This window comes from Kordia sp. SMS9 (assembly GCF_003352465.1).
Lineage (GTDB): Bacteria > Bacteroidota > Bacteroidia > Flavobacteriales > Flavobacteriaceae > Kordia.
Window position 1 is genome coordinate 1,878,466 of the sequence record NZ_CP031153.1, and the last position, 22,130, is coordinate 1,900,595.

A 22,130-nucleotide genomic window follows, 5' to 3' on the forward strand; every position below is an offset into this window, starting at 1 on the left:
TCATCAATCATAAATTGCCTAATGCGCTTCTAACCAGTTTTGTCCAATACCAATTTCTACGTCTAAAGGTACAGCGAGTTTAAAGGCTTTTTCCATTTCTTCTTTGATGATAGTTTTGATGGTTTCTAACTCGTCTTTGTGTGCATCAAACACCAATTCATCGTGTACTTGCAAGAGCATTTTCGATTGGAAACCTTCCGCTTCAAAACGATTGTAAATATTAATCATGGCAAGTTTTATAATATCTGCGGCACTTCCTTGAATTGGAGCATTTACCGCGTTTCGTTCTGCGGCACCGCGTACAATCGCATTTCTCGAATTGATATCTTTTAGATAACGACGTCTTCCTAAAACGGTTTCTACATAACCATTTTCACGAGCAAACGCTACTTGATTTGCCATGTATGCTTTTAATTTTGGATAGGTTTCATAGTACGTATCAATCAATTCTTTGGATTCACTTCGTGATAAAGAGGTTTGGTTGCTCAATCCAAACGCAGAAACTCCATAAATGATTCCGAAGTTGACGGTTTTGGCATTGCTTCGTTGTTCGCGAGTAACATCTTCTAAAGCAACATTGAAGACTCTTGAAGCTGTAGAAGCGTGAATATCTGCACCATCTTTAAACGATTGAATCATGGTGTCTTCTTCACTTAACGCCGCAATAATTCGCAATTCAATCTGAGAATAATCGGCAGCGAGTAATACGTAATTTTCATCTCTTGGCACAAACGCTTTTCGCACTTGGCGTCCGCGTTCTGTTCGGATTGGAATGTTTTGTAAATTCGGATTGTTAGAGCTCAATCTTCCCGTAGCCGCAACCGCTTGTGCATATACAGTATGGACTCTTTTTGTTTTCGGATTGATTTCATTTGGCAAGGCATCTACATACGTGCTTTGTAGCTTTCTGTATTGTCGCCACTCCAAAATATCTGCCACAATTTGATGATCTTTTGCTAAATAAGAAAGTACATCTTCCGCCGTAGAATATTGTCCTGTTTTGGTCTTTTTGGGTTTGTCTACCAACTTCAATTTATCAAACAAAATTGGACCGAGCTGCTTTGGTGAACCAATATTGAATTCTTCACCTGCGAGCTCATAAATTCCTTTTTCCAAACGCTCAATATCTATGGCTAAGTCTTTGGATAATCCACCTAAAAAGTCAGGATCGAGATTGATTCCTTCAATTTCCATCGCCGAAAGTACACTGACCAATGGAATTTCTACATCCGTGAATAATTTTGTCAAATGTCCGCTTTCCAATTCTTTGATAAAATGTTCCTTCAACTGATATGTAATGTCTGCATCTTCTACTGCATATTCTGTTTGTTGGTCGAGTGGAACTTCGCGCATCGACAATTGATTTTTCCCTTTCTTTCCAATCAATTCCACAATAGAAAGCGGTTGGTAATTCAAATAGGTTTCCGACAACACGTCCATGTTATGACGCATGTCTGGATTGATCAAATAATGCGCAATCATCGTGTCGAAAAGCTTCCCTTTTACAGGCATGTTGTAGTTAGACAAGACTTTGATGTCGTATTTTAAATTCTGTCCTACTTTTTCAATCGTAGTACTTTCAAAAAATGGACGGAATTCTTCTAAAATTTCTTTAGTTTCTGCTTGATCTTCTGGAAAAGCCACATAATATCCTTTGCCTTTTTCCCATGAAAATGCTACACCTACCAATTCTACCTCGAGTGCTTTTAAACCTGTAGTTTCGGTATCAAAACACACACTTTGCTGTTTTAGCAACTTTTGAAGCAACATTTTTCGCGACATTGGCGTGTTGGCTAATTGATAAAAATGATCGGTGTTTTGTATGGTTTGATAGCCAGATGCAGTTGTTTCCTCGCTGGTATTTCCGCTTCCTGGTGTTGCGAATAAGTCAAACTGTCCGTTTGGAGCTGCTTTTTTGGTCGTTTTTGAAGTCGTTGTGTTTGCTTCCGCAGAATTTTCTTTTGGCGATGCAAATGTTTTGATTAAGTTATCTAGTAAACGACGGAATTCCAATTCATTAAAAATTTCTTTGACGGCGTCCAAATCAGGATCACACATTTCAAAATTTTCTTCGTGAAATTCTACGGGAACATCCAACATGATGGTTGCCAGTTGCTTGGAAAGCAATCCTAGTTCGGCATTGGCTTCCACTTTCTCCTTCATCTTTCCTTTCAGCTCGTGTGTGTTTTCTAACAAACCTTCCATACTTCCATACGCGGCTAAAAACTTTTTGGCGGTTTTTTCTCCAACGCCAGGCAATCCAGGAATATTATCCACAGCATCGCCCATCATTCCTAAAAAGTCAATTACTTGTTCTGGGCGTTCTACTCCAAATTTTTCTTGTACTTCGGGAATTCCCCACGTTTCATAACCACCACCAAATCGCGGACGATACATAAAAATATTTTCTGAGACTAGCTGCGCAAAATCTTTATCTGGCGTGACCATAAATGTTTGATAGCCTTCTTTTTCCGCCTTTTTAGAAAGTGTTCCAATTATGTCATCAGCTTCATATCCAGTTTTTACAATAATTGGAATGTGCATGGCTTTCAGAATCTTTTCTATATACGGAATGGCAAGCGAGATGGGTTCTGGTGTTTCTTGTCGATTTGCTTTGTATTCTGGAAACACTTCCACACGGTCTACACTTCCACCACGATCAAAACAAACTGCCAAATGATCTGGTCGTTCGCGTTTAATCACGTCTAACAAAGAGTTTGTAAAACCCAAAATTGCGGAAGTGTCAAACCCTTTCGAGTTGATTCTAGGATTTTTTATAAAAGCATAATATCCTCTAAAAATAAGCGCGTATGCATCGAGTAAAAAAAGTCGTTTTTGGTCTGCCATGAATCGAAAATTTGATGGAAATTCAAATTTAAGAATATTACTAAGATTCTATGAGAAATTGACAAATTATTCCCGCAGAGTGAAAAAATCGTAGCTTTCTAAAGTCTAGCCATTAAAAATATTAAAATCACAATAAGACAAAAACTCTAATGTGAAACATTTTGTATGTCAGAGTTTTAGATTTTTTTGTGCATGCTTAAATCATCTAATTTAAGTTTATCTCTCTTTTGTTTCTGCCGAATTATACATTCATTTGATCATTATTAATATTAAAATCAAATTATTATGTTAGAAAAATTTAAAAAGTTTGAAGTTAAGAATTTACAATTAATTTCAGGCGGAGATCTTCCTGATGGTTGGTGGGGACAGTGTAATTCAGATGGAACTATTAGTGTTTACAACGCAAATGGAGATTTTGTTGCCAACTATCCAATGGATTTAGAATAGTATTTTTAAGAAGCCGTTTCAAAACTTATTGAAACGGCTTCTTTTAGTGTTTTTTATCGTCACAGATCAAAGGCTTTATGGAAATTCAAATATAGAACTCATCTTGATTTTACCTATTCCCTAAAAAATGGAATAAATTCGTCTATATTTTTGCTTTTTTTAAATGTATTGCTGCTATGACTTGCAAAAAGTGTCGCATTTGAACAAATTTCTTCTTATTTTCGGTTATATGAAAAGTCAAGATAAGTTCATTAAGAATATTCACTAGCATCTTGAATAAAAATAGGAATGGTTACATTTTAAGAGTAACACTTTCCAATAATTCACGGAATCGTCATATAACTTATTATTTTTTCTTTCTTCCTCATTGTACTTTCGAGTATTACTAATTTTAATTCAAATCTTATGAAAAAAAGAAATTTAAAATCACTACAACTCAAAAAAGTATCAATTTCTAATTTTGAGATTCCTAAAGGTGGAGCAAATCAAACAGGGTATGCGCCTTGTCAGTTTACGCCAACTTCTATATGTGACTTTTTTACCAATAGAGATGGTTGGTGTAAAGGAAATACATATCAATCAGAATGCGATCCGTGTTAAACACTTGGCATTGATCTTTATGCTTTTTAATTCCCTCTTTTTTTGGGGGGAATTATTCGCGCGTGGTTAAAATTCTACATTGATAAATGACATTTAAACGAGTATCACTTTCATAATAATTTGTTTCAAGAATTTTTTCAGGCTCTAGCTTTTCTTCATGACGAATTAAGCAATCACAATAGGCATCAAAATCTAAGTTTTTATATTGAGGTAAATCTTTGTTTTCTCCATATATTTCTTTAAAATCTCGAATACTTTCTGCATCCCACTTTTCTTCAGCAGGAATAAAAACTTCATCGTAATACAGTTTTACTAACTTTTTAGTATCTACTAAACCGTACGCATGATACATCATAGACACATTAAAATTGAAATATTCCCACGAATTTCCATGATAAATAGCTATAAAATCAGAATCTTTAGTGATGGTTAAGATGTGATCATTTTCTACATAATTGATAAGGTTGTTGTCTAAACTTTGTTTCAATTCCTTTACGCTAAGCATGTAGTGTTTTAAATTCAATTTGGATGTTTCTGTAGCATTTACAATTCTAAAAAGGCGATTTTGTATTGTAATTGCTGAACTGACATTATTAATTTTCACAGTTGACTTTTCCGAACCAGCTTGTATCACATCAAGAAGATCTTTATTTTCTTTAAGTATATTTTTGAGACTATCTTTATTAAAAGAATCTGGATAAAAAATATCCACTCTTTTTTCTGGGCTTGATAATTTACCTAAAGATGTCAGAATGTTTTCGCGTTCTTTTTCAAAATTAAAAGAAGGAGCACAACTTGTAAAAATTAAAAAAATGAAGACGCTACAAAACAAATAACTTTTCATAGACATAGTTGAAATATTAGTTACGGAATAAAGCTACAAATTTCTATGATAATTATATGTTAATTACGGTTTTTCTGTAAGTGGTTGCTAATTTCATTTTGTAGGTTTATTGGTTATTAACTTTTAAATTATATACTCATGAAGAGAAAAAACCTTAAATCGTTAATGCTTAATAAAAAGCCTATTTCTAATTTTAAAGCCGTTGAAGTAACTGGTGGAGCATCAGGTCATCAATCTTGCGGCGGACAAACATCTAGTTACCCTACATCGTTTAGAGAATGCCAATTTGATTAAAATTTCACTAGACAATTTAATATAGCGACTTCGGTTCGCTGCTCATTTTATTATAAGTGTTGTACTATTATGTTCATTTTCTTATATTTAAATATTATTAACTAGTAAATTTATATCATGAAAAAAAGAAATCTTAGATTGTTAAATCTTAACAAAAAGTCAATTTCAAATTTTAAAAATGAAGCATTAAAAGGAGGGATGTCTCGATCTCAATGTGATTCCGCATGTGGTAATTCCTGTACTCCAGCATTATGTAAAGCACAATAATCTGTAAGCGAACTTCGGTTCGCTTTTTTTTGCTTTAACGTTTTATATCTCTTAGAATATTTTGAGATAGTTTGCTAAATTTTGTGCTGTAGATGCATACAAATTCGTAATTTTGCGCCACTAAATACAAAGCGAAATGCAAAAGATCTCAATTGCCATTCATGGAGGCGCAGGAACTTTAGTCAAAGGAATGATGACGCCAACATTAGAAGCGCAATACAAAGCAGCACTACAAAAAGCGCTGGATGCAGGTTACAAATTACTAGAAGCAGGAAAATCTTCTGTAGAAGCGGTAGAAGAAGCTGTAAAATTATTGGAAGATTCACATTTATTCAACGCGGGCAAAGGAAGTGTGTTTACAGCAGAAGGAACCCATGAAATGGACGCAGCAATCATGGAAGGTAAACACCTGAATGCAGGTGCTGTTTCGTTAATTACGGGTATCAAAAACCCAGTGTCTTTAGCGCGTGATGTCATGGACAAAAGTGAACATGTATTCATGGCGGGTGAAGGTGCCATGTTTTTTGCAAAGATGCACAATTACGAATTGGAAGATCCATCGTACTTTTACGATGAACTTCGATACAATCAATGGCAAGAAATCAAAGATACGGATACGTTCCAGTTAGATCATTCGCTTAAAAAAGACTCAAAATTTGGAACTGTTGGCGCTGTTGCTTGCGATCAAGATGGAAATATTGCTGCGGCAACTTCAACAGGCGGAATGACCAACAAGCGTTTTGGTCGTGTAGGCGATTCTCCAATGATTGGTGCAGGAAACTATGCAAATAATGAAACCTGTGCAGTTTCTTGTACAGGAAGCGGCGAATATTTTATTCGTGGCGTGGTGGCGTATGATGTTTCTAGTTTGATGGAATTTAAAGAATATTCACTTGAAAAAGCAGCGAATACCGTAATTAACGAACGCATTTTAAAACTCGGTGGCGATGGCGGACTCATCGCAGTAGATGCACAAGGAAACATTGCCATGCCATTTAATACGGAAGGCATGTACAGAGCGTGTAAATCTTCAAATGGAGCAGAAGAAGTAGCTATTTATAAATAAAAAAGAAGGTTTAAACTTACAAAATGTATTGTTTTTACTACTTTTTAATTCTATTTTTTTTATAGATTAATATTATTAACCAAATATATTAAAAGCTATGTTAAAGAAAATTATGAACACCAGTGGAATTAGAAAGTTAAGTAAATCAGAACAAGACAAAATGAAATTTGGATGTCTGAGTAGGAGTCCTTATTTATGTGAAGATGTTAATTGCCCTGAAGGTGGAAGATGTGCTTTTGTAATCAAATCAGGTAGTATTATTATTTCAGGCACTATTCAAAATGGACAATGTGTTAGTTGTTAAATACGCTGCTAGACCATAAAAACACAAAAAATGAAAGCACTATTCTGTAGTGCTTTTGTTATTTTTAAGAGTGAATTCTATTAGAATATTTATTTTCCAAGGAATCGAATCAAACAATCTAAGAAATCCCCGACTTTGTAGTAATAAGTCTAAAACCGAAACGGTCTAAAAGATTCTCGCCTAGCGGGAACGAGTCTAAATAAATGGTGCTTCAATCGGCAATACCGTTACTTTTCTATTTTGAATATCAAACTGATCTCCATTAGACAATACATGAATCGTCATATTTGTCATTGTCATCGGAGTGCCTTCTTTCAGTACTTTTTCGTTGTTATGTGTTAGGGTTGCGCCATCAAAAACAATGACCATTCCAGAACCAATCACGGTGCAATCGTTTCCGTTTTTAATAATCATTCCCGTATCTTCTGCCAAGCCAATTCCGATCAAATTTGGAAATTTTGCCACTGCTTCCGACTGACGCCCAAAACGTCCTCTTCGAATAAAATGCGTGTCAATTACCAGCTCGGGAATCAAACTCAATCCTTTATACATGCGTACTGCACCTTTTATAAACGATTCAGAAGCACTTCCGCCAGCAATCATTTCGTTTGCCATTGCCATCGCTCCAGCACTGGTTCCTGCAATCACAAAACCTTCTTCGTTTCGATACCGTTCTGACATGATTGCGTGAATCGTAGTTCCGCCAATTTTATCCGCAATTTTAGACTGATCTCCGCCAGAAAACATAATGCAGTTTGCCGTTTGAATCAATTCAATCGCAGTTGCTTTTTCCGAATCTTCTTTACTTCGGATGTCCAACACCGTTACATCGGTACAACCCAAAGTAGCAAAAGCTGTCAAATAATTTTCGCCAACTTCAACAGGAATGCTGGAAGCCGTCGGAATCACCACAATTTTAGCATCCACACCACCAGCTTCTTTTACAACGTGAAACAAAATTCCATCGTCAATAAACTCTAGCGTGTACATTTCATCTTCTTCAATACCTTTATCTTCATTTCCTCCAATGGGAATCAATATTCCTTTGACCTGCTGCATGTTCTTGTGATTTTTGTGACTGCAAAAGTAAAATAATTTTCGGTGTCTTGCTCTTTTTTTAAAGTAATCTTAATTCAAGTAGATAGAATGCGTAAATGGACTCATTATCTGTGAAATTTTTCTATATTTATCACTGTACTTGTGATAAAACAAGTTGTTATGAACCAACCAAACTAAGATAACACATGGAAATAAGAAGTATAAACGCAATGCGCGGGCCTAATTATTGGTCTGTTAGAAGACATAAATTAATCGTAATGGTGCTCGATTTGCAAGAAATGGAAGAGTATCCAACGAATAAAGTAGACGGTTTTGGAGACCGACTCAAAGCAATGTTTCCTTCCATGTATTCGCATCGCTGTTCAGAAGGTTGCGAAGGTGGCTTTTTTATGCGTGTCGATGATGGTACTTGGATGGGACACGTCATTGAACATATTGCGTTAGAAATACAAACCTTGGCGGGAATGGACACTGGGTTTGGAAGAACGCGCGGTTATGGAGAAGAAGGTGTGTACAATGTCGTATTTTCTTATATGGAAGAAAAAGTAGGGCGTTTTGCGGCAAAATCAGCAGTAAGTATTTGTGAAGCCTTAATTTCAGGTTCAGCATACGATTTGGCAGCTGACATTCAAGAAATGCGCGAAATTCGTGAAGAAGCACGTTTAGGACCAAGTACAGGTTCTATTGTAGAAGAAGCGGCAAGCAGAGGCATTCCGTGGATTCGCTTGAACAAATATTCACTCTGTCAATTAGGATATGGTGCCAACCAAAAACGTATTCAGGCAACGGTAACTAGCGAAACGAGTAATATCGGTGTAGAAATTGCTTGCGATAAAGAAGATACTAAATACTTACTAGAACAAGCCGAAGTAGAAGTGCCGCGTGGTGATATCATTCGTCGCGAACGTAGTTTAGAAGGCGCCTGTCGTTATGTAGGCTATCCATTAGTAATAAAACCGATCAACGGAAATCACGGGCGTGGAATTACGGTGGATATCAATACGTATGAAGAAGCGTTGGTAGCTTTTAAAGCGGCGCAAGAAATCTCACGATCAGTCATTGTAGAAAAATACATTACAGGAGACGATTATCGTTTACTTGTGATCAATAACAAATTGGTGGCTGCGGCAAAACGTACACCTGCACATGTGGTTGGCGATGGAAAATCCACGATTCAAGAACTGATTGATGAGGTGAATAAAGATGAACGCAGAGGATATGGTCATGAAAAAGTATTGACGATGATCAAAGTAAACAATCTCACAGAAACCTTGATTGCTGCCAAAGGCTATACGTTGGAGACGGTCTTAGAAAAAGACGAAGTAATGTTATTAAAAGATACTGCCAATCTCAGTACAGGAGGAACAGCCGAAGATGTAACCGATATGGTACATCCAGCCAATGTATTTATGGCAGAACGTATTTCAAAAATTATCGACTTAGATATTTGTGGAATTGACGTGATGACTTCCGACATTAGCAAACCACTTTCAGAAACAGGTGGCGCTGTCTTAGAAGTAAATGCAGGTCCAGGATTCCGTATGCACTTAGCACCCACCGAAGGATTGCCAAGAAATGTTGCCGCTCCGGTAATTGATAAATTATTTCCGCCAGGATCAACCTCGCGAATTCCAATTGTGGCGATTACAGGAACCAATGGAAAAACCACCACGACACGTCTCATTGCACACATGGCAAAAATGAAAGGCTACAAAGTGGGATATACAACGAGTGATGGTGTGTACATTCAAAATAGATTGTTGATGACAGGTGATTGCACAGGTCCGTCAAGTACAGAATTTGTATTGAGAGATCCTACCGTAAATTTTGCCGTATTGGAATGCGCTCGTGGCGGATTGTTGCGCGCAGGGTTAGGATTTAAAAATTGTGATATTGGAATTGTCACGAATGTTGCTGCCGATCATTTAGGTTTGAAAGGAATTCATACCATAGAACAATTAGCCAAAGTAAAAGGCGTGATTCCAGAAACAGTATTGCCAGACGGAACAGCCATTTTAAATGCAGACGACGAATTAGTCTATGCTATGCGCAAAAATGTAGATTGCAATGTGGCGTTATTTTCGCTCGATGAAAACAATCCGCATATCAAAGCCATGCAAAAACGTGGTGGAATTTCGGCAATTTATGAAAACGGATACATTACCTTATGTAGAGGCGAATGGAAAATGCGCGTTATCAAAGCAGTCAATGTACCGTTAACGTTTGGTGGCAAAGCAACGTTTATGATTCAAAATGTATTGCCAGCGGTCATTACAGCGTATTTAAAAGGCTTTACCCTCGAAGACATGAAAGTGGCGTTGGAAACGTTTATTCCATCCGCATCACAAACGCCAGGACGATTGAATCTTTTCAAATTCAAAAACTTCCAAATTTTGGTCGATTATGCACACAATCCAGCAGGAATGCGCGCGTTGAAACAGTTTGTTGACAATTTGAATGCTTCTGTAAAAGTCGGAATCATCGCAGGAATTGGCGATCGACGCGTAGAAGATAACAACGAAATGGGTGCTTTGGCAGCAGAAATGTTTGATGAAGTCATTATTCGTCAAGACAAACGCTTACGCGGGAAAACGGAAGAGGAATTGATCAAGATGTTGGATGATGGAATTAAAATGCACGATCCTAACAAAAAAACAACCATCATTCCATCTGAAAGTGAAGCCATTATGCACGCCGTAAGAAATGCCCAAAAAGGCGCATTGATTGTGCTTTGCAGCGATGTGGTTCCTGATGCGTTAGACTTAGTCAAAAAACTAAAAGAAGAAGAATCAAACGAATTATACGATTTTACGCCTGACGACATTCCGAATTTGGGGTAAAACTATAGAAGCTGAATTCTAAAAAGTTTTTACAAACGCCATGCTGAACTTGATTCAGCATGGCGTTTGTAAAAACTTTCTAGACAGTTTTTTATGAACGCTGTAGAATGTTAAAATTCCTCTAAAGGCAAAACGTCTTCGCGGTATAAGAATTAAATTTGTTAAAAATACTTTAATGTTGCGATTCATTATTCCCATCTTTTTATTATTCATTCTAGAACTCTATACTTTCTTTTCCATTCGAACTTTAACCAGTAACAAATTTATTTTGATTGGTTTCTGGGTATTTATGGTTGCTGTGTATGCTGTTTTTTTTTACCAAATGAGCATTACACAACGCGCTGGACGCTTTAGTTTGAGTACAGGATATGCCATTGCTTTGTTGCTTACGCTCACAGTTCCTAAATTATTCATACTCGCTATTTTATTTATAGAAGATATTTTACGATTCTTCACAGGGTTGTTCAATTATTTTCAGCATAGTGGAATGACGGTTTCGGAAGCGTTGCCAGGCAGAAGAAAATTTATCAGTCAAATCGCACTCGGAATTGCCGCGCTTCCTTTTGCAGGATTTTTATACGGTGTTTTTAAAGGAAGGTATGATTTCAGAGTGATCAAGCATACGATGTTTTTTGACGACTTACCAGCGGCGTTTGACGGTTATACACTTACGCAAATTTCAGACATCCACGCTGGAAGTTTTGACAATAAAGAAAAAGTAGAATACGCGGTTGATCTCATCAACAAACAACAAAGTGATGTCATTTTATTTACTGGCGATATTGTCAATGCTGTGGCGGAAGAAATGCATCCTTGGATAGATACCTTTAAACGCATGAAAGCGAAAGACGGTTTGTATTCTGTGTTGGGAAATCACGATTATGGGTTTTATGCGTACGATACGAAAGCAGAAATTGAAGAAAATCACAAAAAAATAGAAAAAGTACATGAGGCTATTGGTTTTAATTTATTGTTGAACGATAAAAAAACCATTGAACGCAACGGAGAAAAACTAAATATTTTAGGTGTTGAAAATTGGGGTGCTTCTGGTCATTTTCCAAAAAAAGGAAGCTTACGAAAAGCGGCACAAAATGTTGAAGATGGAGAATTTAATGTGTTGCTGTCGCATGATCCTTCTCACTTTGATTATAAGGAAATGGAAATTCGCAAACGCGAAAAAGAAGATCCGAATGTCATTACCGACGAACCGAATATCATAAATTTTGAAAAGAAAATTCAATTGACACTAGCAGGTCACACACACGGAATGCAATTTGGGATAGAAATTCCGTTTTTAAATTTTAAATGGAGTCCTGTAAAATATAGATATCCACGTTGGGCAGGTTTGTATGAAGAAGCCGGAAAATACTTGCATGTCAACCGCGGATTTGGCGTATTGGCGTTTCCTGGACGCGTCGGAATTTGGCCAGAAATTACCGTAATCGAATTGAAAAAACGCGAGAAAGTGGCATAATCGCAAGAAAATAGTACATTTGTAACAGCGAATTATTAATTTTTCAGTTAAAAACATAGTAATTCCATAAAAATAAAAACATTTGCTTATGTCTAAGTTTGGTGACTTAATTAGTGCAAATATTCCAATTCTGCTCGATTTTTATACAGAATGGAATGAGCAATCCAAAGCAATGCACGCTGTGTTACGTGATGTAGCGGCAGCCCTTGGCGACAAAGCCAAAGTGATTAAAATAGACGTGGATAAAAATAAAGAATTAGCAGAGGCACTGCGCGTTAAAGGACTTCCAACTTTGATGATCTACAAAGGTGGAGAAATGGTGTGGAGACAAAGCGGAGAGCAAGATGCCAATACTTTAATCGGATTGATTTCCGAACACGTTTAAATCGTTATTCGTTCAAACGTATAGCCTTGTTCATGGAAGTGTTGCAGCACTTTCGGAAGTGTGTATTTCAATTTTTCAAAGGCTTTTAAACTATCGTGAAATACCACGATACTTCCCGTTTCTGTATTTTCTAATACATTAGAGAGACATTTTTCAGGTGATAAATCGGTATCAAAATCACCACTCAACACATCCCACATGATAATTTTATAATCTAACTTTTGAAGTCTTTTACAAAGTTGAGGAGTTAGTTTTCCATACGGTGGACGGAATAGTTTTGGGTTCACTTCCGTAGATTTTTTCAAGTGTTTCTGGATGGTTTCTTCTGCTTGAATTGTGTTTGAAATGTACTGCACTTTTGAAACTTTCCAGCCATTGACATGCTGTTGTGTATGATTGCCAATCGTATGACCTTCATTGACGAGTTGTTCAAATATTTTGGGATGTTTCTGAATATTATCGCCAATACAAAAAAAGGTAGCTTTTGCATTGTATTGTGAAAGCTGCTCCAAAACCCAAGGCGTCACTTCAGGAATTGGTCCATCATCAAAGGTAAGGAAGAGTTGTTTTTTTTCAACCGAAAACTCCCAAATGAGCGCTGGAAATAACCATGTTACAAATTTGGGAGTTTTGGCTGTGTACAGTTTCATACGAGTAGATTTTGTTGACTACTCATATTCACTAAAGAGCGGTCCAAATTTTTCAGCATACGTATTGAAAACTTCCATTTCTTGTTCTAGAAGTTTGGTTTGATCGTTGATTTCTAAGAGCTGAATTAAGCTTTTATACTTTTCTAGGTTATAGAAAATGTCTTCAAGATCAGCATATTGTTGAGAAATAGGTGTTTGCTTGTGATAGTCTAAATATTCAAGATATTTTGTGCGAACTAAGTTATACTGTTCTGTTGCTTTTTCAATTTTTCCAATTTTAAAATAACCGTCAATAAAAGGTTCGTTTAATCCGTAAAAATCAAAATATTTCACGGGCATTTTTTCAAATATCAAATCAATTACGTTTTCTGCTTTTTCATTTTCTCCCTCTATAATTAGTTGTTCTACTAATTTTGCAAGATTCAATCGGTACGAAATACTTTGACGGCGTGTTTGCGGATCGTGATATATATCATCGCTTCCAGAATTTCCCCAATCCCATTTCATGACGTTTTTATACATGAGCTTCGAATTTACTTGTCCCATGTCCAATTCGTCTGGTGTTTCTGTTTTCACAGGAATTAATTTGTACACCAAGCCGTCAAGTTGTAAATAATCTTTCATCCAAATGTACTCGGCTTTGTCAAAACTTCCACCTGTAAAATAAATAGGGCGTTTCCAGTCGTTTTGATTCAAAATATCGAGCATCATCAAGTTGTTTTTGTAGATGGCAGATTTTGGCAATTCAATCTCAATATAGTCTACAATTTTATCATGATCTTTGGGATCGACATACATTTTTGCATTTTCTTTATTGACAGGAACGCGTATTTTATTCACAGGATAATAGACAACATTACGTTGGCTGTCTGGAATTTCATAATCAGGTCTTTGATATACATTGTCAATTAAATAGCCATATTTTGATTCCTTTCTGTCACTCAATACCCAATCCATAAAACGGTCCAATTCCCAAACGGTACTGTCAGCAACCGCAGGATGTTCTTCATATTTCAGGTAATTTCGAGTTCCGTGTTTGTATTTGTCGTGTGTCATCTCGGAAGGAACCGCTTCGCTTTCATACGCTTTGCGTTTCATTTGATCAATATACCAATCTGTTCCAAGGAGACTTGTATTAATGGTTCGCACATCAGTTCGGTAACCTTCAATATCTTGTGCATACCAAAGTGCAAAGGTGTCATTGTCACCAATGGTAAAAATCATGGCACCTACATCTTCTTGAATAGAATTTAAGTACGCTTTTGCCGTAGATTGTGCTGTATAACGGTTGGATCTGTCGTGATCGTCCCAGTTTTGACTAGCCATTAATACAGGAACTGCCAACAATGCAACTACCGTAATGAATCCTGCAACGGCAGTTCGGTTGGCTACATACGATCGTACGCTGTCATAGAGTGCATAGACTCCATATCCAATCCACATGGCAAATACGTAAAAGGAACCGACGAGTGCATAATCTCGTTCTCGTGGTTCAAAAGGGCGTTCGTTTAAGTATATTTTTAAGGCTAATCCTGTAAACATGAAGAAAACAAACAGTACCCAAAATTGTTTTTGTCCGCGTGTTAGTAAAAATACAAATCCGAAAATTCCAAAAAGTAATGGTAAGAAATAATAGGTGTTTCGGGCTTTGTTATTTAGTACATCCGATGGAAGATTGTCTTGTGATTTCCCAAGATGTATTTCGTCAATAAGCTTAATTCCGCTAATCCAATTTCCGTGATTGTCTAGTTTTCCTTGAATATCATCTTGTCTTCCAACAAAGTTCCACATGAAATAACGCCAGTACATGTATCCCATTTGGTAATAAATCATATAGTCAAGGTTGTCTAGTAATGAAGGCGGCTTCACATTGATTAAGTCTCCGTATTCTCTGACAATTTTTATAAATCTTTCAGGAGAAACCAACCCTTGGTCAACATTTGCTTTGAGTGTATCCACCAATTGTACCGCGCGTTTGTCAAAGCTGTATCTTGGATTGATGTCAAAATCGAGTATTCCCGTAAATTCCATGTAGTTTTCTGCATGTTCGGAACTCCACATTCGTGGTAAAAATCCTCTATGATTGCTATCAGAATTTTGTTTGGCACCTTTCCACTGATTGACAATTACATATTTTCCAAGCGTATAATCGCGTTCGTATTTTGGTTTGTCGTCTATATATGGTTGTTCTGCATCCAATCCGCCATAAATATCTGTATACATTGGTCCGTACAACAAACGCGTTTCTGGATATTGTTCTAAGTTGTAATATGCTAATAATGAACGCGCATCCGACGGGTTATTTTCATTGATCACTGTATTTGCGTTTGCACGAATCGGAATCATCAACCATGTTGAAAATCCAATCAACACAAATACCGTACATAAAATGATCGTATTTATGATAGGTAAATTTTTCTTTCGTGTATAATTCAATCCGTAATAAAAAGCACCGATTACTAAGATGGCAGCAATGATTGAGCCCGAATTGAATGGCATTCCAAACGTATTTACAAAGAAAACTTCCAAGTATCCAAATAAGCGCAACGCATTTGGTAATAATAATTTGAAGATAAATAGTAAAACTCCTACCGAAATTACATTTGCAATAATGAAGTTTTTAATCGTAACTACTTTGTAATTTTTGAAAAAGTAAATCATTCCAATCGCAGGAATGGTCAATAATCCCATAAAGTGAACTCCAAAAGATAGTCCTACGATTAATGAAATTAAAATGAGCCATTTATTTCCGCGTGGTGTGTGCATTTCGTCTGCCCAACGCAAAGCCAACCAAAACATAAGCGACATAATGCAAATTGCCATTGCGTATACTTCTGCTTCAACCGCACTGAACCAAAAACTATCTGAAAATGTAAATGCTAACGAACCTACCAATCCACTTCCCAATACTGCGATTTTCTTTCCCATTGTAAATTCGGTAGCCGTTTCATCATTACTTTTCTTTAGCAACGCCATTTTGCGGACTAAATTTGTAATGGACCAAAACATAAATAATATGGTAAATGCGCTAGAGAATACCGAAAGATAATTCACCATTTTGGCAACCTGTTCTGGAGCAGAAGCAAATGTGGCAAAAATGGCACCCATCATTTGGTAAAAAGGGGCTCCTGGCGGATGTCCAATTTGAAGCTTAGCGGAAGTTGCAATGTACTCGGCACAATCCCAATAACTTGCGGTAGGTTCAACCGTTAAGCTAAATGTAATAAGTGCTATAAGAAAAACCACCCATCCTAAGATCGTGTTCCATTTATTAAAGTTCAGAGAAGTCATGTAATTTCTTTTAATAAGACTAACGGCGAATTTAAGAATTTATCACATAAGACTGGTATTTTTTTGGAAAACGTTAAGAATCATTTTCTTCTGTTTATATACTGTACTATGAATTCTACTAGATGAAATTCGCCAATAATCAAATCGGTAGGTATTGACATTATTATTATGGCTCATTTCATGAAAATAAATGAAAAAAATATTTGCACTTGTCAAAGTTTGTTTTAAATTTGCAACCGCATTACAGCATTGGCCCATGGTGTAACTGGCAACACGTCTGGTTTTGGTCCAGAAGAGTCTAGGTTCGAGCCCTAGTGGGCCAACGAAAAGCTTCTTTCAAATGGAAAGGAGCTTTTTTCTTTTTAGGGTTTTTTGATTTACAAAGTTAGGGCGAGAAGTTTATATCGAGCCTGCTGAGATAAGCCCTAGTGGGCCAACGAAAAGCTTCTTTCAAATGGAAAGGAGCTTTTTCTTTTTAAGGTTTTTTTGATTTACAAAGTTTTTCTAATTACCTATTGAAGTTGAAGTGAACTATGAATAAAAATAACTTTTTCGTAGTTTCAGAACACATACTCTTTTAAAAGTTCACTTACAGCATTCTTAAAATCCTGTTAAAGCTCATTTTTTTATGTGTTAATAGTGCTTTTTCAAAACCTTTTCACGACCTTTTCTGTTTAATTTTTGGTTATCTTTGTAAAACAAACTCAAAGCAAAATAGTGTGTTTCAGTCAATTAAAGAGCTTCAATTTGTTAAAATTTTATGAATTACCTAATTCATAAACAATTGTATATCAGTATTATAAATTAATTTAATGTTAATATTAATATATGAATATGCAATTTTAATAGTATTACTATTATATTTGCGTTCGTGAATATTAAAAAATGAAAATTCGTTGCATTTATTATGTATTCAAAAACGTAGTAAGTGAACGCTTTTAAGATATAAACTATGGCAAACACTCAATTAACACCTTGGCAACGATTTGTTGGCTTGATTCAACTGGAGAAAAGAGATATTTTTCAGATTCTCTATTATGCCATTTTCGCAGGAATTGTGGCGTTATCATTGCCGCTAGGAATTCAGTCAATTATCAACTTAATTCAAGGAGCGCAAGTATCTACTTCTTGGGTAGTGTTGGTAATTTTAGTGACTTTAGGTGTAGTGTTTACTGGCGCATTACAACTCATGCAATTGCGAATTATAGAAACGATTCAGCAACGTATTTTTATGCGTGCTTCATTTGAGTTGAGTTATCGCTTTCCTAAAATTAGAATGGACGAGCTGCGCAATTATTATCCGCCAGAACTCGCCAACCGATTTTTTGATACATTGACCATTCAAAAAGGATTGTCAAAAATATTAATAGATGTTCCGTCTGCATTGTTGCAAATTTTATTTGCGCTGATTCTACTTTCATTTTACCATCCGTTTTTTATCATTTTTGGAGTCTTGCTGGTAGCACTCATATATATTGTCTTTAAATACACGGCAAAAAGAGGATTACAAACCAGTTTGGAAGAATCGAAAAATAAATATAAAGTCGCACATTGGATTCAAGAAGTTGCTCGAACGATGGTAAGTTTCAAACTTTCAGGAAATACCAGTTTAGCACTCAAAAAAAATGATGTGTTGGTGGAAAAATATTTGAAAGCGCGCGAAAGTCATTTCCGCGTGTTGGTATTGCAATTCATACAAATGATTTCCTTTAAAGTGTTAGTAACAGCTTCCTTATTATTAATTGGTGGCGCTTTGGTGCTGAATCAAGAAATGAATATTGGTCAGTTTGTCGCGGCAGAAATCATCATTTTATTAGTAATTGGTTCTGTTGAAAAATTGATTGTTGGATTGGAATCTTTTTATGATGTGTTAACTTCTATAGAAAAATTAGGGCAAGTTGTTGATAAAGGATTAGAAGCACAAGAAGGAGAAACGCCTGATTTTACAGAAGAAATGGTGATTGAGCTTGACAAAACTTCTTATAAGGTTTTTGGGAGAGAAAAGCCAATTTTACATAATGTCTCTTTTAAAATTCTGCCAAAAAGTAGAATCTTAATTCAGGGTGAAAGCGGTTCTGGAAAATCAAGTTTATTACGAATGATTGCTGGTGTAATTGCGCCAACTTCGGGAAGTATTTATATCAACTCTTTCTCGATTTCCAGTTTGTTTTTAAATCATTACCGTACACACTTAGGATTGTCACTTTCAGAAGAAACACCTTTTGAAGGAACCGTACGGGAAAATCTTGCGTTTGGAAATGAAGACGTATCTGATGAGCGTATTTTTTGGGCATTAGAAAAAGTAGGTTTGACACAATTTATCAAAGAACAATCACAAGGATTACAGACAATTTTACATCCGGAAGGAAAACAAATTTCATATAATATTTCTAAGAAAATAGTATTGGCAAGAGCCATTATTAAAAATCCAAAAGTGCTCATCCTTGAAGATCCACTAGATCAATTTAATACGCAAGAAAGCAATGAAATTATCGACTTTTTAACGGATCCGTCAAATCCGTGGGCATTAATTGTAGTGAGCAGCAACGAACGTTGGAAAACACATTGCGGAGAACGAATAACATTGGTTAAAGGAGAAATTAAAAATACATAAGACATGCTAAATATCACAAACAATAAGTTAAACAAAAAGGTGAAGCTGACGCAGTATTCATCCGGGAAGCTTGTCTTTAATAAAAAATATTACAAGCAATTAAATCGGTTTTTATTTGTGTTTGCGGTCATTGTCATCATCGTGCTGTTTTTGCCATGGACGCAGAATATTACAGGACAAGGGCAAGTAACAACTTTACAACCCGATCATCGTCCGCAAACGATTCAATCGCAAATTCCAGGACGAATTGAACAATGGTATGTGCGAGAAGGTGACTCTGTTCATAAAGGAGATACTATTCTTAAAATATCGGAAGTAAAAAGTGAATATTTTGACGATCGTTTGGTGGAAAGAACTGGTGATCAAATCAAAGCGAAATCTTCTTCTGTTGTCGCCTACAAAGGTAAAATTGATGCACTAGCGCGTCAAGTAACAGCTTTATTGAGAGAAAGAGACCTCAAACTAGAGCAAACCCAAAACAAACTATTGCAAGCGCGTCTCAAAATTAAAGGCGATAGTATTGATGTGGAAGCAGCACGCATCAACAAAAGGATTGCACAAACACAATTTGACCGTGTAGTTACCTTAGAAGCTGAAGGTTTGGCAGCGACCAAAGATGTAGAAGAAAAGCGTTTAAAACTTCAAGAAACTGAAGCGAAATTAATTTCACTTGAAAATAAATACTTAGCCAATAAAAACGATATCATCAATGCGCAAATAGAATTATCGAGAACGCAAGCTTCGTATGCAGATAAAATTTCCAAAGCGCAAAGTGATCGCTATACCGCACAATCAAGTCAGTTTGATACAGAAGCTCAGGTTACAAAATTGCAAACGGATTATACAAATTATAAAGAACGAAGCGATTTGTTATACATTCTGGCGCCGCAAGATGGATTTATCAACAAAGCCATCATAGGCGGAATTGGAGAAACCTTTAAAGAAGGTGAAAAACTGGTAAGCATTATGCCGTCTAATTACGATTTGGCAGTAGAAACCTTTGTGCGACCTATTGATTTGCCATTGCTTCATATTGGGGAAAAAGTACGTGTGCAATTTGATGGTTGGCCTGCAATTGTTTTTAGCGGATGGCCCAATATTTCCTACGGAACGTACGGTGCTAAAGTAGTCGCTATTGAAAACTTTATCAGCGATAATGGAAAATACAGAATATTATTAGCGCCAGATGAAACCGATCATGAATGGCCAGAAGCAATTCGTGTAGGTTCAGGTGCAAGAACCATTGCATTACTGGAAGATGTGCCAATTTGGTTTGAGTTGTGGCGACAGTTAAATAGTTTTCCGCCTAACTTTTATCAGCCAGACGATAAAACTGCAGGTAAAGATTCTAAAGATAAGAAGTAATAGCTATGAGATACATTTTTCTTTTTCTTGTACTTCTTTTCAGTGGAAAGGTTGCTGCTCAAATAGACAATCCGTTAGATTCTATCATGTCTTTGGATGAATATTTAGGATATGTAAAAACCTACCATCCTATTGTAAAGCAGGCAAATTTAATCATCAGTGAAAGCGAAGCAAAGCTCTTAAAATCGCGTGGTGCTTTTGATCCGAAATTGGAAGTGGATTACGATCGGAAAAAATTCAAAAACACAGAATATTACGATAAACTCAATGCCACATTCAAAATTCCGACTTGGTATGGTGTGGAATTCAAAGCAAATTTTGAAGAAAACACAGGAGAGTTTTTAAACCCAGAATTTTCTGTACCGACAGACGGACTGTATAGTGCGGGCGTTTCGGTGTCGTTAGCAAGAGGTTTTTTGATGAATGAACGCATGGCGATGCTCAAACAAGCAAAACTATTTACACAACAAGCACAAGCAGATCAACAATTATTGGTCAACGAAATTTTGTATGAAGCCTCAATTACGTATTTCAAATGGTTAAAAACATTTCGAAATCGTCAAGTATTTGAGTCGTTTCTATCCAATGCACAATTGCGTTTTGATGGAATTAAAAGAAGTTACCAAGCTGGCGAAAAAGCGGCAATTGATACCTTGGAAGCGCGTTTAACACTCAATACACGAAAACTCGATCTGGAAAAAGCGCGCATCAAATACATCAAAACGTCGTTAGAACTTTCTAACTTTTTATGGTTAAATAATGACACGCCTGTAGAATTGCGTCCGTCGATTCAACCCGATACAGAAACGGTAAACCGAATTGACGAAGTATTGAATGTTACCGGATTTGATAATGAAGATTTTGATGTAGAAGCGCATCCAAAAATTCAGTCGTTAAACCTAAAATATGAAAGCTTAGTGCTCAATCGGCGTTTGAAACAGAACAACCTATTGCCACAAATTGATTTACAGTACAACTTTTTAAGTCAAACACCTGATGAAGCAGGAACCTTCAATACGCAAAATTACAAAGCTGGATTAAACATCAGTTTTCCATTATTTTTGAGGAAAGAACGCGGAGATTTGCGTTTGGCAAAATTAAAACTACAAGATGTAGATTTTGAACGTACGACCACGCGGGTAAATCTGAAAAACAAAATAGATGCCGTTACACAAGAAATTGAGTCGTATCAAATACAAAATCAGCTCACAGAAGAATTGGTAGAAGATTATGAAGTAATGTTGAGAGCAGAAGAGCGAAAATTTTTCTTGGGAGAAAGTTCGTTGTTCTTAGTCAATTCGCGAGAGGCAAAATTGATAGAAAATTTACTTAAAGCCATTGAGTTGGAAAATAAATACTTTAAAACCAAAGCGAGTTTATTTAACATTATGGCGAATACGTTGTAAGGCTTCATATTGTAAAAATTGCAAACAAAAATCCCAGTCGCACCACTGGGATTTTTTAATTTCACTAGTGTCGTAATGATACGATATAGCTTTTTACTGATAATTAAGAAAATGCTCAAGTAATCAATCAGGACATAACTCTGTTGGAGAATCCGCGCATATAGTTTTCGGTTTTGATTTTGGTCCGCAACACAATTCGCAAATAGTAGCAAAAGTAACGTCGGTGCCTCCAGTAATTGATTCTAATCCTGTTAAAGCAGAAATGCTCAATTTTTTTAATGTTAATTGTTTTGTGTGATTTGTTTTTCGCATGGTCAAATATTTTTATGATTCAGTATAAAAGTATTATAAGTTTTAAGGAAAAACGATGTGATTTT

Annotated in this window: 16 protein-coding genes and 1 tRNA gene; 11 read left to right on the forward strand and 6 right to left on the reverse strand. The window is 36.2% G+C overall.

The features are described from left to right. Positions 1–18 precede the first annotated feature (18 nt). On the reverse strand, positions 19–2,847 hold the full coding sequence (gene polA / locus KORDIASMS9_RS08145) for a DNA polymerase I (protein WP_114902369.1): 2,829 nt from the start codon (positions 2,845–2,847) through the stop codon (positions 19–21). Positions 2,848–3,132: 285 nt separating this feature from the next. On the opposite strand from polA, the gene KORDIASMS9_RS23140 reads away from it, so the two are divergent. Together KORDIASMS9_RS23140 and KORDIASMS9_RS08150 are read left to right on the forward strand one after the other, a co-directional pair. Continuing rightward, complete coding sequence (locus KORDIASMS9_RS23140; protein WP_162819826.1) at positions 3,133–3,294, forward strand: hypothetical protein; 162 nt, start codon at positions 3,133–3,135, stop codon at positions 3,292–3,294. A gap of 405 nt (positions 3,295–3,699) precedes the next feature. After that, entirely contained in the window at positions 3,700–3,894 is a 195-nt protein-coding gene (locus KORDIASMS9_RS08150; protein WP_114902370.1) for a hypothetical protein, read from the forward strand. Between the two features lie 52 nt (positions 3,895–3,946). On the opposite strand, the gene KORDIASMS9_RS08155 is transcribed toward KORDIASMS9_RS08150, so the two are convergent. Beyond that, entirely contained in the window at positions 3,947–4,738 is a 792-nt protein-coding gene (locus KORDIASMS9_RS08155; RefSeq protein WP_114902371.1) for a hypothetical protein, read from the reverse strand. A gap of 138 nt (positions 4,739–4,876) precedes the next feature. Here KORDIASMS9_RS08155 and KORDIASMS9_RS23145 point away from each other — a divergent pair, with 138 nt between their 5' ends. After that, entirely contained in the window at positions 4,877–5,032 is a 156-nt protein-coding gene (locus KORDIASMS9_RS23145; RefSeq protein ID WP_162819827.1) for a hypothetical protein, read from the forward strand. A gap of 403 nt (positions 5,033–5,435) precedes the next feature. Further along, positions 5,436–6,365 carry an isoaspartyl peptidase/L-asparaginase family protein gene (locus KORDIASMS9_RS08160; protein WP_114902372.1) on the forward strand — a complete coding sequence of 310 codons (930 nt, stop codon included), beginning with the start codon at positions 5,436–5,438 and terminating at the stop codon, positions 6,363–6,365. A gap of 499 nt (positions 6,366–6,864) precedes the next feature. On the opposite strand, the gene KORDIASMS9_RS08170 is transcribed toward KORDIASMS9_RS08160, so the two are convergent. Continuing rightward, positions 6,865–7,728 carry a cyanophycinase gene (locus KORDIASMS9_RS08170; protein ID WP_114902374.1) on the reverse strand — a complete coding sequence of 288 codons (864 nt, stop codon included), beginning with the start codon at positions 7,726–7,728 and terminating at the stop codon, positions 6,865–6,867. Positions 7,729–7,913: 185 nt separating this feature from the next. On the opposite strand from KORDIASMS9_RS08170, the gene cphA reads away from it, so the two are divergent. The 3 genes from cphA to KORDIASMS9_RS08185 all read left to right on the forward strand — a co-directional run bounded on the left by cphA (position 7,914) and on the right by KORDIASMS9_RS08185 (position 12,427). Beyond that, positions 7,914–10,568, forward strand: a complete 2,655-nt coding sequence (cphA, locus tag KORDIASMS9_RS08175; protein ID WP_114902375.1) for a cyanophycin synthetase — start codon at positions 7,914–7,916, stop codon at positions 10,566–10,568. Between the two features lie 175 nt (positions 10,569–10,743). Beyond that, positions 10,744–12,042, forward strand: a complete 1,299-nt coding sequence (locus KORDIASMS9_RS08180; protein WP_114902376.1) for a metallophosphoesterase — start codon at positions 10,744–10,746, stop codon at positions 12,040–12,042. A gap of 88 nt (positions 12,043–12,130) precedes the next feature. Next, the gene (locus KORDIASMS9_RS08185) at positions 12,131–12,427 is read left to right on the forward strand and encodes a co-chaperone YbbN (protein ID WP_114902377.1); all 297 of its coding nucleotides are present in this window, start codon (positions 12,131–12,133) and stop codon (positions 12,425–12,427) included. Here the strand turns inward: KORDIASMS9_RS08185 and KORDIASMS9_RS08190 are convergent. Beyond that, a complete protein-coding gene (locus KORDIASMS9_RS08190; RefSeq protein ID WP_114902378.1) occupies positions 12,424–13,077 on the reverse strand; it encodes a polysaccharide deacetylase family protein in 654 nt (217 codons plus the stop codon). The genes KORDIASMS9_RS08185 and KORDIASMS9_RS08190 overlap by 4 nt on opposite strands. Positions 13,078–13,095: 18 nt before the next feature. Next, positions 13,096–16,368: a DUF2723 domain-containing protein gene (locus KORDIASMS9_RS08195; RefSeq protein WP_114902379.1), complete on the reverse strand. Its 3,273-nt coding sequence runs from the start codon at positions 16,366–16,368 to the stop codon at positions 13,096–13,098. Positions 16,369–16,618: 250 nt separating this feature from the next. On the opposite strand from KORDIASMS9_RS08195, the gene KORDIASMS9_RS08200 reads away from it, so the two are divergent. The 4 genes from KORDIASMS9_RS08200 to KORDIASMS9_RS08215 all read left to right on the forward strand — a co-directional run bounded on the left by KORDIASMS9_RS08200 (position 16,619) and on the right by KORDIASMS9_RS08215 (position 21,753). Continuing rightward, positions 16,619–16,691 (forward strand) — tRNA-Gln (locus KORDIASMS9_RS08200). Positions 16,692–17,320: 629 nt separating this feature from the next. After that, entirely contained in the window at positions 17,321–18,982 is a 1,662-nt protein-coding gene (locus tag KORDIASMS9_RS08205) for a peptidase domain-containing ABC transporter (protein WP_114902380.1), read from the forward strand. 3 nt (positions 18,983–18,985) lie between these two features. Next, positions 18,986–20,347: an HlyD family secretion protein gene (locus KORDIASMS9_RS08210; RefSeq protein ID WP_114902381.1), complete on the forward strand. Its 1,362-nt coding sequence runs from the start codon at positions 18,986–18,988 to the stop codon at positions 20,345–20,347. Between the two features lie 5 nt (positions 20,348–20,352). Continuing rightward, entirely contained in the window at positions 20,353–21,753 is a 1,401-nt protein-coding gene (locus KORDIASMS9_RS08215; RefSeq protein WP_114902382.1) for a TolC family protein, read from the forward strand. A 123-nt stretch (positions 21,754–21,876) separates the two neighbouring features. On the opposite strand, the gene KORDIASMS9_RS08220 is transcribed toward KORDIASMS9_RS08215, so the two are convergent. Next, complete coding sequence (locus tag KORDIASMS9_RS08220) at positions 21,877–22,065, reverse strand: hypothetical protein (protein WP_114902383.1); 189 nt, start codon at positions 22,063–22,065, stop codon at positions 21,877–21,879. Between the last annotated feature and the right edge of the window lie 65 nt (positions 22,066–22,130).

What these genes read in the sequence shown, in the direction of transcription:
- polA (WP_114902369.1), bottom strand. Translation starts at nt 2,847, where the DNA reads ATGGCAGACCAAAAACGACTTTTTTTACTCGATGCATACGCGCTTATT.
- KORDIASMS9_RS08205 (WP_114902380.1), top strand. Translation starts at nt 17,321, where the DNA reads ATGGCAAACACTCAATTAACACCTTGGCAACGATTTGTTGGCTTGATT.
- KORDIASMS9_RS08185 (WP_114902377.1), top strand. Translation starts at nt 12,131, where the DNA reads ATGTCTAAGTTTGGTGACTTAATTAGTGCAAATATTCCAATTCTGCTC.
- KORDIASMS9_RS08215 (WP_114902382.1), top strand. Translation starts at nt 20,353, where the DNA reads ATGAGATACATTTTTCTTTTTCTTGTACTTCTTTTCAGTGGAAAGGTT.
- KORDIASMS9_RS08210 (WP_114902381.1), top strand. Translation starts at nt 18,986, where the DNA reads ATGCTAAATATCACAAACAATAAGTTAAACAAAAAGGTGAAGCTGACG.
- KORDIASMS9_RS23140 (WP_162819826.1), top strand. Translation starts at nt 3,133, where the DNA reads ATGTTAGAAAAATTTAAAAAGTTTGAAGTTAAGAATTTACAATTAATT.
- KORDIASMS9_RS08170 (WP_114902374.1), bottom strand. Translation starts at nt 7,728, where the DNA reads ATGCAGCAGGTCAAAGGAATATTGATTCCCATTGGAGGAAATGAAGAT.
- KORDIASMS9_RS08150 (WP_114902370.1), top strand. Translation starts at nt 3,700, where the DNA reads ATGAAAAAAAGAAATTTAAAATCACTACAACTCAAAAAAGTATCAATT.
- KORDIASMS9_RS08195 (WP_114902379.1), bottom strand. Translation starts at nt 16,368, where the DNA reads ATGACTTCTCTGAACTTTAATAAATGGAACACGATCTTAGGATGGGTG.
- KORDIASMS9_RS08220 (WP_114902383.1), bottom strand. Translation starts at nt 22,065, where the DNA reads ATGCGAAAAACAAATCACACAAAACAATTAACATTAAAAAAATTGAGC.
- KORDIASMS9_RS08155 (WP_114902371.1), bottom strand. Translation starts at nt 4,738, where the DNA reads ATGAAAAGTTATTTGTTTTGTAGCGTCTTCATTTTTTTAATTTTTACA.
- KORDIASMS9_RS08190 (WP_114902378.1), bottom strand. Translation starts at nt 13,077, where the DNA reads ATGAAACTGTACACAGCCAAAACTCCCAAATTTGTAACATGGTTATTT.
- KORDIASMS9_RS08160 (WP_114902372.1), top strand. Translation starts at nt 5,436, where the DNA reads ATGCAAAAGATCTCAATTGCCATTCATGGAGGCGCAGGAACTTTAGTC.
- KORDIASMS9_RS08180 (WP_114902376.1), top strand. Translation starts at nt 10,744, where the DNA reads ATGTTGCGATTCATTATTCCCATCTTTTTATTATTCATTCTAGAACTC.
- cphA (WP_114902375.1), top strand. Translation starts at nt 7,914, where the DNA reads ATGGAAATAAGAAGTATAAACGCAATGCGCGGGCCTAATTATTGGTCT.
- KORDIASMS9_RS23145 (WP_162819827.1), top strand. Translation starts at nt 4,877, where the DNA reads ATGAAGAGAAAAAACCTTAAATCGTTAATGCTTAATAAAAAGCCTATT.